Source organism: Solwaraspora sp. WMMD1047 (assembly GCF_029626155.1).
Classification (GTDB): Bacteria; Actinomycetota; Actinomycetes; order Mycobacteriales; family Micromonosporaceae; genus WMMD1047.
The window spans coordinates 7,543,804-7,556,600 of record NZ_JARUBL010000001.1 but is presented as its reverse complement, the minus strand read 5'-3'; the positions used below and the strand labels follow the sequence as shown (position 1 = coordinate 7,556,600).

The 12,797-nt window shown below is 73.2% G+C and carries 11 protein-coding genes; 7 read left to right on the top strand and 4 right to left on the bottom strand.

The features are described from left to right. Window positions 1-3 precede the first annotated feature (3 nt). Window positions 4-1,203: a Bcr/CflA family efflux MFS transporter gene (locus O7627_RS34390; protein WP_278097600.1), complete on the bottom strand. Its 1,200-nt coding sequence runs from the start codon at window positions 1,201-1,203 to the stop codon at window positions 4-6. A 194-nt stretch (window positions 1,204-1,397) separates the two neighbouring features. On the opposite strand from O7627_RS34390, the gene O7627_RS34385 reads away from it, so the two are divergent. Further along, a complete protein-coding gene (locus tag O7627_RS34385) occupies window positions 1,398-2,345 on the top strand; it encodes an SDR family NAD(P)-dependent oxidoreductase (RefSeq protein WP_278097599.1) in 948 nt (315 codons plus the stop codon). Here the strand turns inward: O7627_RS34385 and O7627_RS34380 are convergent. Then, window positions 2,324-3,133, bottom strand: a complete 810-nt coding sequence (locus tag O7627_RS34380; protein ID WP_278097598.1) for an enoyl-CoA hydratase/isomerase family protein — start codon at window positions 3,131-3,133, stop codon at window positions 2,324-2,326. The genes O7627_RS34385 and O7627_RS34380 overlap by 22 nt on opposite strands. After that, complete coding sequence (locus O7627_RS34375; RefSeq protein WP_278097597.1) at window positions 3,130-4,530, bottom strand: MmgE/PrpD family protein; 1,401 nt, start codon at window positions 4,528-4,530, stop codon at window positions 3,130-3,132. Before O7627_RS34375 ends, O7627_RS34380 begins: the two co-directional genes overlap by 4 nt. A gap of 183 nt (window positions 4,531-4,713) precedes the next feature. On the opposite strand from O7627_RS34375, the gene O7627_RS34370 reads away from it, so the two are divergent. From O7627_RS34370 to O7627_RS34345, 6 genes are read left to right on the top strand one after another with little or no spacing between them, the layout of a single operon-like run. After that, the gene (locus tag O7627_RS34370) at window positions 4,714-5,652 is read left to right on the top strand and encodes a transporter substrate-binding domain-containing protein (protein ID WP_278097596.1); all 939 of its coding nucleotides are present in this window, start codon (window positions 4,714-4,716) and stop codon (window positions 5,650-5,652) included. A gap of 18 nt (window positions 5,653-5,670) precedes the next feature. Beyond that, on the top strand, window positions 5,671-6,612 hold the full coding sequence (locus O7627_RS34365; RefSeq protein WP_278097595.1) for an amino acid ABC transporter permease: 942 nt from the start codon (window positions 5,671-5,673) through the stop codon (window positions 6,610-6,612). Then, window positions 6,609-7,382, top strand: a complete 774-nt coding sequence (locus tag O7627_RS34360; protein WP_278097594.1) for an amino acid ABC transporter ATP-binding protein — start codon at window positions 6,609-6,611, stop codon at window positions 7,380-7,382. The genes O7627_RS34365 and O7627_RS34360 overlap by 4 nt, the downstream gene beginning before the upstream one ends. 15 nt (window positions 7,383-7,397) lie before the next feature. Further along, window positions 7,398-8,582: a thiolase gene (locus O7627_RS34355; RefSeq protein WP_278097593.1), complete on the top strand. Its 1,185-nt coding sequence runs from the start codon at window positions 7,398-7,400 to the stop codon at window positions 8,580-8,582. Continuing rightward, window positions 8,579-9,061: an OB-fold domain-containing protein gene (locus O7627_RS34350; RefSeq protein ID WP_278097592.1), complete on the top strand. Its 483-nt coding sequence runs from the start codon at window positions 8,579-8,581 to the stop codon at window positions 9,059-9,061. The genes O7627_RS34355 and O7627_RS34350 overlap by 4 nt, the downstream gene beginning before the upstream one ends. Beyond that, the gene (locus O7627_RS34345; RefSeq protein ID WP_278097591.1) at window positions 9,061-11,301 is read left to right on the top strand and encodes an acetate--CoA ligase family protein; all 2,241 of its coding nucleotides are present in this window, start codon (window positions 9,061-9,063) and stop codon (window positions 11,299-11,301) included. The genes O7627_RS34350 and O7627_RS34345 overlap by 1 nt, the downstream gene beginning before the upstream one ends. Here O7627_RS34345 and O7627_RS34340 read toward each other — a convergent pair. Then, window positions 11,286-12,797 (bottom strand): FAD-binding protein, encoded by a 1,512-nt coding sequence (locus tag O7627_RS34340; protein ID WP_278097590.1) that lies wholly within the window; start codon window positions 12,795-12,797, stop codon window positions 11,286-11,288. The genes O7627_RS34345 and O7627_RS34340 overlap by 16 nt on opposite strands.

Here is a 12,797-nt window from a genome sequence, read left to right as displayed (position 1 = left end):
CGCTCACGTCTCCGGGAGCGTACCGGCGGCCGGCCGACCGGCCCGACGCGGAATACGGTGCGTCGCGGCGAGCAGTGCGGCGGCGCTGAACACCAGCATGGTGAGCGACATGCCGACACCCGCGTCCGCGGTGATGCCGGCGACCACCGCGGCCAGCGCGCCGATCGCCCACTGCACCGAGCCCAGCAGGGCGGAGGCCGTGCCGTGGCCCGAGGAGACCGCACTCATCGCCCGGCTGGTGAGGTTCGGCAGGACGGTACCCCGGCTCGCGATCACCACCCAGGTGGCCGCGGCGACGACCAGCAGCGGCAACCGCCAGACGATCGCGGCGACCAGGGCCGCGGACGCGGCGGTCGACGCGACCAGGCCGGTCACCAGGACGGCCACCGAGCCGTACCGGTCGACCAGCCCGGGGTTGACCTGCGCGAAGGCGATCATGCCGACCCCGTTCAGCCCGAAGAGCACCGCGTAGAGCAGGGGGGAACCGCCCAACTGCAGCTCGACGACGAACGAGTAGCTCGACGCGTAGCCGAACACCACCCCGGCCGCGAGTCCGTAGGCCAGGGCGTACCGCCGGAACTGCGGCACCCGCAGCACCCGGACCTGGGCAGCCAGGACGGCCCGGCCCCGCCACGGCTGGCGGTCGGCGGGCGCCAGCGTCTCCGGCAGGCTGACGACCGCCGCCACCGCCAGCAGCGCACCGAGCCCGGCCTGCACCACGAAGATCCATCGCCACGAGCCGAGGTGCAGCAGACCGGCGCCGACGACCGGGGCGAGGACCGGCGCCAGTCCGGTCATCACCACCAGTTGGGAGAAGGGGCGGGTCGCGGTGGCGTCCCGGGCTCGGTCCTGCACCGAGGCCCGGGCGACCACGATCCCGGCGGCAGCCCCGGCGCCCTGCACCGCCCGGGCCAGCAGCAGCAGCTCGACAGTTGTCGCGGCCGCGCAGGCGAGACTGGCGGCCAGGTAGCAGAGCACGCCGAACAGCAGCACCGGGCGGCGCCCGATGACGTCGCTGACCAGGCCCACCACCACCTGGCCGACGGCGATCGCCACCAGGAACACCGCGACGCTGGACTGGATCGCCATCCGGGAGGTGGCGAGATCGGCCTGCACGGTCGGGAACGCGGGGGCGTACATGTCGGTCGAGGCGGCGCCCAGCGCGGTGAGGCCGGCCAGCAACGCGAGCTGCCACCGACTCACCAGGCGTACCCGATCGCCACTCCGGCGGACAGTCACCGGAACTGCCTAACAAACCGCGCGGACCACGGCGGGCCGTGCGGTCCGCCAGCTTGAACGGCTGCTGGTCCCGTGCCGTCCTCCGGCACGCCGCCGTGTACCGGCCGGGCCGCCCGGGGCAGCATCTCCGGCGACGCTGTCGAGATTCGGAGGTGGCAATGACCCAGCACCCATTGGCCGGACGGGTCGCCCTGGTTACCGGGGCCGGGCGGGGCATCGGCGCCGCCGTCAGCCGGCACCTCGCGGCGGCCGGTGCCTCGGTGGTCGTCAACGATCTCGGTGCGGCGCTGGACGGCAGCGGCGTCGATCTCGGCCCGGCCGACGACGTCGTACGCGACATCGTCGCGGCCGGTGGCACCGCGGTCGCCGACGGTGCCGATGTCGCCGACTTCGACGCCGTCGCCGCCATGGTGGGTCGGGTCGTCGACCGGTACGGCCGGCTCGACATCGTGGTGAACGTCGCCGGCATCCTCCGCGACCGGATGATCTGGAACATGACCGCCGACGAGTGGCAGGCGGTCATCGCGGTCCACCTCACCGGAACCTTCAACACCACCCGGCACGTGGCCGCCCACTGGCGGGCCGTGGGCGACCACGACGCGGCCCGGCGGATCATCAACGTCACCTCCGGGTCCGGGCTGTACGGCTCCACCTCCCAGCCCAACTACGCGGCGGCGAAGATGGGCATCGTCGGGCTGACCTACTCCTGCGCCAACTCGCTCGCCCGTACCGGCGCCACCTGCAACTCGGTCTCGCCGGCGGCCGACACCCGGATGACCCCGCGGCCGGTGGACGCCGCCGACGAGGCGGCCCAGCAACGCCGCTCCCCGGACAACGTCGCCACGGTCGTCGCCTGGCTCGCCAGTGACGAGGCCCGGTGGTGCACCGGCCAGGTGATCGGGGCGAGGGAGTTCGACGTATCGCTCTACGCCCTGCCCCGGCCCGTCGTGCAGCTGACGGCCGACGGGCCGTGGGATGCCGGCGTGCTGGCCACCGCGGCCGGCGAGCACCTCGCCCCCCGGGTCGAGAAGCTGCCGTTCCCGTCCTGGCCGCCGCAGCCGCCGGCCGAGGAGGCCATCGTGCGCTACCGCTCGGCGAACGACTGATAGCCGGACCGGCTGTAGAGCGACGCCCGGCCGACCAGCGAGTAGCGCAGCGCGGTCTCCAGATCCAGGTCCGCGGCGGCCAGCATCACCGACTTCGCCATCGCCAGCGCCTCCGGCCGGCGGGCGGCCACCTTGGCCGCCAGGCCGAACGCCGCATCGAGCAGGCCGTCGCGGGGGAACACCTCGTTGACCAGGCCGATCCGCAGCGCCGTCGCCGGCTCGATCGGCTCGCCGGTGAACATGATCTGCTTCGCCCAGGCCGAACCGACGGTCCGCGCCAGGCGTACCGAGACACCACCGCCGCCGATGTGGCCAAGGTTCTTCATGTGCAGGTCACTGATCTGCGCGGTGTCGGCCGCCAGCCGGATGTCGCAGGCCAGGGCGAGTTCGAGTCCGCCCGCGGTGCAGACCCCGTCGATCGCCGCGATCGACGGGGTGCGCATGGTCTCCAGCCGACTGCAGAGGGCGACCAGCGGCGGGGTGAAGACCGGCTCCCGGCTCATCACCAGGCGCACCAGCTCGGCCACCCCCTCCGGAGACGCCCCCGGGTCGGCGGCGGTCGCCATCTCCTTCATGTCGGCGCCGGCGCTGAAGGCACCCCGGCCGTCCGGCCTGGGCGCGCCACTGAAGACAAGTACGCCCACCTCCGGGTCGTCCTCCGCCTCGTTGACGACCTCCCAGAGCTCCTGCTGCAGCCGCTGGTTGAGCGCGTTGAGTTGCCGGGGCCGGTTCAGCAGGACGTGGCCGACCCGGTCCCGCCGGGTGTAGACGAGGTGTTCGTAGCTCATGGGGACACTCCGTTCCGTTGCGGACTGGTCAGGATCGCGAGCAGCTCGCCGACCTGGTCGGCGGTCAGCCGCTCCGCCCGGGCGAGCAGGTCGAGGGAGCGACGGGCCGGCTCGGCCCCCAGCACCGGCCCGGTGTTGTCGAGGTACTTGTCGGCCAGCTCGCCCGCCGACATCCGCCGGCACCACGCGTCGGTGCCGATGGCGACCGGGTCGGCCAGCTCCGTCCCGGACCGGAGCCGGATCCGCACCGGGCGGGGCACCAGCGCGTAGTCGGAGGTGAGTGCCGGGTCGGCCACCACGTCGACCCGGTTCATCAGGTCGACGAGCGCCGGGTCACGCAGGGCCGCGTCGTCGAACTGGCGGAACCCGACCCGGCGGTGCAGCACCGCCTGGGCGACCGTGAACTGGAGGCTGAACTTGCCCTCCAGCCCGGAGCGGGGAGCCGGCCGGTCGACGATGCTGCCGGGCGAGGTGGTCACGGCGATCCGGTCCACGTCGGCCGCCGCCACCTGGTGGCGCTCCACCATCTCCAGCGTCGCGTCGAGCGCCCGGTGGGTGAAGAGGCAGGACGCGTACCGCTTCATGTCGATGCCCGGGTCGAGCACCGACAGCGGGCCGTCCAGGCTGGCCACGAAGCGGTCGGGGTGCCAGTGGGCGTCGTCGAGGAAGGCGTGGGCGAAGCCGTGCCGCCCCTCCAGGACGTCGCCGGCCGCGGTGAAACCGCGGGCGGCCAGCGCGGCGGCCCGCACCGCGCCGGCGGCGACGTTGCCGATCTGGTACGGCTTGGCCATCGTGCCGCGGTTGACGTTGAGCCCACCGGCGTGCGTCACGGCGAGGGCGATGGTGGTCCGGATGCCGGCCGGGTCCAACCCGGTCAGTCGGGCCGCCGTGACGGCGGCGCCGACCGCGCCGAAGACCGCCGAACCATGCCAGCCGGCCCGGATCGTGGTACGCCCCGGGAAGCCCACCTTGCCGTGCGCCTCCAACCCGGCCAGCAGCGACTCGACGAGCGCGGCCCCGGTCGTGGTGCCGTCCTGCCCCAGCGCGACAAGCACCGGCACCAGGGAACAGGTCGGGTGCGACGCGGTTGCCTGGTCGGTGCCGCCGCCCGGCATCCAGGTGTCGTCGAAGTCCAGCGCGTGGCCGGCCACCCCGCCCACCAGGGCCGAGTTCTCGGCCGAGGTGGGTCGCCCGCCGGCCAGCGTGCCGGCGACCGGCGCGCAACCCAGCTCGTCGACGTACCCGGACACCAGCCGACCCAGCTGGTGGGTGGAGCCGGCGATCGCGACGCCGACGCCGTCGATGAGCGCGGCCCGGGCGGCGTCGACCGCGGCCGCCGGCACGGCGGCGAGGTTGAGTCGGGCCACCCGTTCGGCCAGCGCGGAAGTCGGTCCCATCGTCTGGATTGAAGTGCACCTCAGGCCGCTCGACGGCCGTCCGTTCCAGTGCGCGAAACGCCTCCGACCAGTGGCCGAAACACCGGTTCCGCCTGGCGGCACAGGCACCGGAGCCCCCGTCGGCCCGGTGCGATTCTCTACCACCAACAAGAGCGGCACGCTCGAATCTGCCGAGGAGCGCCGATGTCATCCAGAACCCTCCGGACCGCCCGCGTCCTACCCCTAGTCCTGGCCGTCGTCGTCGCGTCGGCCTGCGGATCCTCCGACGACAACTCGGACGACGAGCCGACCGTCGCCGGCACCGCTGCCCCCTTCTTCGACCAGTTGCCCGAGGAGATCAAGCAGCGCGGCTCGCTGACCTGGGTCGGCGACATCCAGGCCCCGCTGCGCATGCAGGAGTCCGCCAACGCGCCGCTGACCGGCGTCCAGCCCGACTTCGCCGCGGCGATGGAGAAACTGCTCGGCGTGAAGATCGAACAGCCGGTCGTTTCCAGCTTCGCCGACGTCATCCCGAGCATCCAGTCCGGACGCTACGACATGGCCTGGGGCGGACTGGCCGTCACGCCCGAGCGGGAGCAGACCTTCGACGTCATCACCTGGACCTTCTCGGTGCCGACGTTCGTGTACGACCCGGCGGAGAACTACACCAGCGCGCAGGATCTGTGCGGCCGCCAGCTGGCCCACGTCGCCGGCAGCGCGCCGTTCGAGGCGGCCTTCGAGACCCTGAAGACGGTCTGCTCCGGGGCCGGCCGCGAGGAGCCGAAGGCCTTCGAGCTCGGCAGCCGGGCCGACCTGCAGGTGGCGCTGACCGCGGGTCGGGTCGACGCGTACTTCACCACACCGATCGACGCCGCCTACGCCGTCAAGCAGGCGCCGGACCGGTTCAAGTACATCATCCTGCGGGACGAGCCGTTCCGGGCGACGCCGTTGGCCGCCGAGATGAACAAGGGCAACGACCAGCTGCGGGACGCGATCTTCGGCGCCATGAAGCAGCTCTGGACCGACGGCACCTACGAATCGATCATGACCGAGTGGGGCCTGCAGGACGCGCAGATCGACGCTCCGCTGCTGAACCCGCTGACCGGCGGCGGCGCGGCGCCGTCGCCCTCCGCGTCGAGCTGACGGCCGGGAGGCTGGCTCGTGACATCGCAAACCACACAGGTGGACAGCGGCCTGGCCCCCGGGACGTCCGACGACGTCACGGGGGCGGTCCGCCGTATCCGCCCGGGGCGCATCGTCGCCGCCCTCCTCATGGTGGTGCTGCTCGCGCAGTTCGGCACCTTCCTGGTGCGCAACGAACGCTTCCAGTGGGGGGTGGTCTGGGAGTACCTCTTCGACCCGCTGGTGCTGCAGGGGGTACGCACCACCGTCCTGCTGACCGCCATCTGCATGGTGCTCGGCATCGCCATCGGCATCGCCATCGCCGCCATGCGGATGTCGTCGTTCGGGTTGCTCTCCTCGGCGGCCTGGGGCTTCACCCGCTTCTTCTACGGCGTACCGCTGCTGGTCCAGCTGATCTTCTGGTTCAACCTGGCCTACCTGGTGCCCGAGCTGTCGATCGGCATCCCGTTCGGGCCGTCCTTCGGGCACACCAGCTCCAACGACGTGATCTCCCCGTTCACGGCGGCCATTCTCGGGCTCGCCCTGCACGAGGGGGCCTACATGTCGGAGGTGGTCCGGGCCGGCCTGATCTCCGTCGACCCGGGCCAGCGGGACGCCTCCCGGGCGCTCGGCCTCAACGGCCGCAAGGCGTTCCGGCTGATCATCCTGCCGCAGGCGATGCGGTTCATCGTGCCGCCCACCACCAACCAGGTGATCGGCATGCTCAAGGGCACCGCCCTGGTGAGCACCGTCGCCGTGTCGGACCTGCTCTACCAGGTGTCGCGCATCTACGACCGCACCTTCCAGGTGGTGCCGCTGCTGCTGGTGGCCTGCATCTGGTACTTCGTGCTCATCTCGGTACTCGACGTCGGACAGCGCTACATCGAGCGCCGGTTCGAACGTTCGACGGCCGGCTGGACGGCCAAGCAACAGGGCGAGGCGCTGGAGGGCGCACCGGCGAGGAAGGCCGCGGAGCTATGACGGATGAGGCGATCCTGCGGGTGCACGGCGTACACAAGCGGTTCGGCCGGTACGTCGCCCTCGACGGCGTCGACGTACAGGTCCGGCGCGGCGAGGTGGTGGTGGTGCTCGGGCCGTCGGGCTCCGGGAAGTCCACTCTGGTGCGGTGCATCCAGCAGCTGGAAAAGATCGACGCCGGGGCGATGTTCTTCCAGGGCGAGCAGCTCGGCTACCGGCGGGACCGCAAGGGGCGGCTGCGGGAGCGCACCGCCGCCGAGATAGCCAGGCAGCAGGCCCAGATGGGCATGGTGTTCCAGCAGTTCCACCTCTTCAACCACCTGACCGTGGAGAAGAACATCACGCTCGCCCCGCGCCAGGTCAAGGGCGAGTCGGCCGCGGTCGCCAGCGAGCGGGCACAGAACCTGCTGGCCCGGGTCGGGCTGGCCGACCTGGGGGGCCGGTATCCGCGCCAGCTCTCCGGCGGTCAGCAGCAACGGGTGGCCATCGCCCGCGCGCTGGCCATGGAGCCGAAGCTGATGCTCTTCGACGAGCCGACCAGCGCGCTCGACCCGGAACTGGTCGGCGAGGTGCTGAGCGTCATGCGCGACCTGGCCACCAGCGGGATGACGATGATGGTGGTCAGCCACGAGATCGACTTCGCCCGGGAGGTCGCCGACCGCTGCCTGTTCATGGACAACGGCGTGGTCGTCGAATCCGGTACCACGGAACAGATGTTGGACGACCCCCGCACGGACCGGCTGAAGTCGTTCCTCCGCCGGGTCCATGCCTGAACCGAGGAGGTGAGCATGCCCGCCGCAGCCGCCGTCGTCGGCATCCACGAGTATCCCGACCGGGTCGCTCCCGGCACCACCGAGATGCGCATGAAGGCGAGCTGCGCCCTCGGGGCACTCGCCGACGCGGGTCTCACCCTCGCGGATGTCGACGCCATCTACGACGTGCCCGAGACCGGGCGACTCAGCCTGCTGAGCACCCCGGAGTACCTCGGCGTCACCGCGCGGGCGTTCGACGGCACCAACTTCGCCGGCGCCTCGTACGAGTCGCACGCCCTGCACGCCACCCGCGACATCGCGGCCGGCCGGGCCCGGGTCGCCCTGCTGACCTACGGCTCCCGCTCGCGCAGCGCCGGGCGGGCCATCGGCACCTCGGCCCCGCAGGTCGGCTACCCCGACGTGATAAGCGAGCTGGAGACCCCGTGGGGGCTGCCGGTCGCCGGGAACTACGCGATGCTGGCGACCCGCCACCTGCACGAGTACGGCACGACGCCGGCCCAGTTGGCCGAGATCGCGGTCACCAGCCGGTACCACGCGACCCGCAATCCCGACGCCGTACGCGGCCTCGGCGATCTCGGTATCCGCAACACCGGTGAGTTGACCATCGAGAAGGTGTTGGCGTCCCGGGCGGTCGCCGACCCGTTGCGGGTGCTCGACTGCTGCCTGGTGACCGACGGTGCCGGCGCGGTGGTGATCGCGGCGCCGGAGGTCGCGGTCGACTGCCGGCAGCCACCGGTCTGGATCCTGGGCGGCGGCGAGGCGACCGGATTCGTCGCCACCGGCTCGGACATCACCACCACCGCGGCCCGGCGCAGCGGTGCCGACGCGTTCGGCTCGGCCGGGGTCTCCCCGGCCGACATCGACGTCGCCATGATCTACGACTCGTTCACCATCACCGTGCTGGCGGCACTTGAGGACCTGGGATTCTGCGCCAAGGGAGAGGGCGGTGCCTACGTGGCAGGCGGACGGTTGCGGTTCGACCAGCCCGGCGGGCCGGCGCTGAACACCGACGGCGGCGGGCTCTCCTCCTCGCACCCGGGAATGCGGGGCATCTTCCTGCTGATCGAGGCGGTCCGGCAGCTGCGGGGCGGCTCGACGGCGCAGGTGCCGGGCGCGCAGTTGGCGGTCGCGCACGGCAACGGCGGCACCCTCGGCACCCGGCACGCCAGCGCGACGGTCATCCTCGGAGCGCACCGATGAGCGCCGAGCCGAACGCGGCAGCGAGCGCCGAGGCGAACGCGGCGACGGGCGCGCAGGGAAGCGCGGCGCCCAGCCGGCCGATGCCGGAGTGGCTCGGCCCCGACGCCGGCGAGTTCTACGAGGGGACCCGCCACCGGGAGTTCCGGGTGCCCCGGTGCCCGGACTGCCGGCGGGTCGTCTGGTACCCGCGGGCGCACTGCCCGTACTGCGGGGCCCTCGAACTCACCTGGGAGACCCTGCCCGACCCGGTCGGCGGGACCGTCTACACGTTCACCGTGGTACGCCGGCACGCGCACCCGTTCTTCGCCGCCCGGGTGCCCTACGTGGTGGCCTGGGTGGACATCGACGACGGCCCCCGGGTGCTCACCGAGGTGGCCTGCGCCGACGTCGACGCGCTGCGGGTCGGCGACCGGGTGGTGCTGGACTGGGAGCCGCAGGAGGCTTTCAACCTGCACACCTTCGTCCGCGTACCGTCCTGATGGCCGGTCTCGACAGGCTGTTGGCGCCGCGCGGCATCGCGCTGGTCGGCGCCCGCGACGAGTCGCTGTGGGCCCGCAACATCACCGCGAACCTGGCGGCGAGCGGCTTCGCCGGGCCGGTGTACGCGGTGCACCCGCGCCGACCGGCGGTGCTCGGCCTGCCGACCGTCGCCACCCTCGGCGCCGTGGCCGGCGAGGTCGATCTGGCCTTCGTGCTGACCGGGGCCGGCGCGGTCGGTCAGGTGCTGACCGAGATGGCGGCGGCCGGCATCGGCGGTGGCATCGTGCTGGCCTCGGGATTCGCCGAGTCAGGGGCCGAGGGCCGGGCCGCGCAGCGGCGGCTGGCCGACCAGGCCCGCGCGCTCGGCATCGCCCTGCTGGGGCCCAACTCGATGGGCTACGTCAACCCGCACGCCGGCGTGGCCCCGTTCGGCAGCGGCCAGGCGTCGGCGCCGGCGGCGGGGCGGGTCGCGGTCATCACCCAGAGCGGTGCGCTCAGCGGCGGGATGCTCGGCTACCTGCGCCACCGCGGAGTCGGGCTGAGCCTGCTGGTCTCGACCGGGAACGAGGCGGTGGTCGACACCATCGACCTGATCGACCAGGTGGCCGCCGACGGGGTCACCCGGGCGGTGGCGCTCTTCCTCGAACAGCTGCCCGACCCGCGGCGGCTGCACGCCGCGGTGGGCCGCGCCGCCCGCGCCGGGGTGGCCGTCGTCGCGTTGAAGGTCGGGCGGTCCGAGGCCGGCCAGCGGGCGGCGTTGGCACACACCGGCTCGCTGGCCGGTGACGGCGCGGTGGCCAGCGCGGCGCTGCGGCGCTGCGGCGTCGTCGAGACCCGTGGGCTGGAGGAGCTGATCACCACGGCCGGGCTGCTCGCCCACCTGCCGGAGCGCCCGCGCGGCCGCCGGATCGCCGCCGTCACCGCCTCCGGCGGCGCCGCCGAGATCGTCGCCGACCGGGCCGCCGACGTCGGGCTGAGCCTGCCGGCGCTCTCGCCCCGCGCCACCGGGGCGCTGCGCGACCGGCTGCCACCCTTCGCGACGCTGGCCAACCCGCTCGACGTGACCGGTTACGAGTCGCCGCAGCGGCTGGCCCGGCACACCCGGGCCATCGACGAGGCGATGGCGACCCTGGTCGAGGAGGACGTCGACGCGGTGCTCGCCGTGCTGTCGGTGCCGACCGGCACCGCAGCCAACCTCGACTCGGTCCGGCACCGGTTCGCGGCGCTGGGCCGCCTGGTCGCCGGCGCCCCGGTGCCGGTGGTGCTGGCGACCTATACCGACACCGCCCTTGACGACTTCCAACGCGACGAACTGGCCACCAACGGGCTGCACATCGCCGGTGGGATGGACCTGGCGGTCACCGCCCTCGGGCACGCCGCACGCTGGCCGGCGCTGATCCGCGACGCCACCCGGCAGCGGTCCGCCGGCAGGGAGCGGTCCGCGGGCGGGGAGCGGTCCGCTGGCGGGGAGCGGTCCGCCGTCTGGCGCGGTGGTGACCGCGCGGCCGGCGCCGCCGCCGGTCCGGCCGCTACCCCGGACGGGGTACGGGACGGCCACCTCCGGGTTGATCGCCAGGGCACCTGGAACGAGGACGACGGTCGGGCCCTGGTCGCCGCGGCCGGGGTGCCGGTCCCGCCGGGACGCCTCGCCCGCGACGCCGCCGAGGCCGTGACGGCCGCCGAACACATCGGCCTGCCGGTCGCGCTGAAGGTCTGCTCGGCCGACCTCACCCACAAGTCCGACGTGGGCGGCGTCCGGCTGGGATTGCGGACCACGGCCGAGGTGACGACCGCCTACCACCGGATCCGGTCCGCGGTGGCCGAGGCCGCGCCGGACGCCACCGTCGACGGGGTGCTGGTCACCGCCATGCGCCCACCCGGCGTGGAGATGTTGGCAGGTGTCCGGGTCGATCCGCAGGTCGGACCGGTGCTCACCGTCGGTCTGGGCGGCACCTGGGTCGAGGTGCTGGCCGACGTCGTGCACCGTCCGCTGCCGGTCGACGCCGACGACGTACGGGCGATGGTCGCCGAGCTGCGCGGCGCGGCGCTGCTGGCCGGCGGCCGGGGCCACCCGCCGGTCGACGTGGCCGCCCTGGTCGACGCGGTACTGGCACTGTGCCGGTGCGCCGACGGACTCGGAGCCGCACTACGTGAGATCGAACTGAACCCCATCGTGGTCACCCCCGACGGCGCCGAGGCGCTCGACGTCCTCGTGGTGACCGGTCAGCGCGGCGAGTAGGGCGCCTCGGCACTCGCGTTCTCCCCGGCGATCCGCCCGAACGCGATGCACTCGGCCAGGTTCGCGCCGCCGATCGGATAGAACGTCCCGTAGACCGAGCCCAGCTCGCCGGCCGCGTACAGCCGGGGCACCGGCTCTCCGGTCACCCGCATCACCCGGGCCCGCGCGTCGCGTTCCGGCCCACCCTGCGTGTTGGGGCCGCCCGGCCAGAGCCGCACCGCGAAGAACGGCGGCTCCAGGCCGACCAGGGTGTCCGCCGGCCGGCCGAACGGGTCGCGACCCGTCTCGCAGGCCGCGTTGTATTCGGCCAGGGTGCCGCGGAGGACGGCCGGCTCCATCGCCAGCCGGTCGGCCAGCCCTTCGATCGTCTCCGCCCGGGTGATCCAGCCCCGCGCCAGCTCCGCCTGGTTGTCCTCGCTCCACGGATAGAGCCGCAGCGGCCCGGCCGCGCCGGTCTCCCGGCTCACCAGCTGCCCGCGCCGCATCCGGGCCGAGTCGAAGATCCAGTACGTCGGGACCCGTGGATATACGCCCCGGTGACTGTCGTACCCGGTCAGCTCGTAGTAGTGGGTGTGCTGCTTCCAGACCTCGTTGGTGAACCGGCGGCCGAACCGGTCGACCTGCATGGTGCCGCAGGACGCGCCGCGCTTGCCGGACCCGTACAGGATCTGCTCCTGGGTCATGCCGTCGCCGTAACCCCACGGGTTGATCGGGAACCCGGTGGGGAAGTCGTCGAACTTCGCGATCGCCTTCGCCGAGCAGGCGCTCATGTGCCACAGCGCCGCCCCCACCTCCTGGGCCATCACCACCCCGTCGCCGGTGTTGTCCGGGCTGGCGTAGAAATGGGTGGGCGTCACCGGCAGATGGTTGCGCTTGAGCCCTTCGTGGAACTCGAAGCCGCCGGTGGTCAGGATGACGGCCCGCCGGGCCCGGACGTTCACCGTCGCGCCGTCCCGCCGGCACTGCACCCCGATCACCGCGCCGGCCGTGTCGGTGAGCAACCACCGGGCCGCCGTGCCGTACGAGACCGGCACCCCGCGCCGCCGGACGTGGTCCTGCAACCACCGGAACAGTCCGTAACCGCGCGGTGAGCTGGCCGGGTCGGTGCCGAACCGGTAGCTCTGGATCGCCTCGTAGCCCGGCACCGAGTGGTGCTCGCCGACCGGGCTGAACAGGTGGGTGGTGCCGCCGTGCGCGGCCACCCAGTCGACGTTCTCGGCGCACCGGTCCGCCCAGGCCCGCAGCACCGCCGCGCCGGTCTGGTCGCCGGCCAGGTGCGTCAGGTGCGCGTACGCCGCGTCCGGGTCGGACGGGCAGACGATGCTGCCACCGGACATCAGGGTGCTCGGGAACCGGTGGTCCGCCTGCTGCTTCTCCAGGATCAGCACCTCGCGGCCGGCGTCGTGCGCGGTCATCGCGGCCACCGCGCCGGCCCCGCCGAACCCGACGACGACGATGTCAGCCTCGTCGTCCCAGCGCGGCTGCTTGAGCCACAC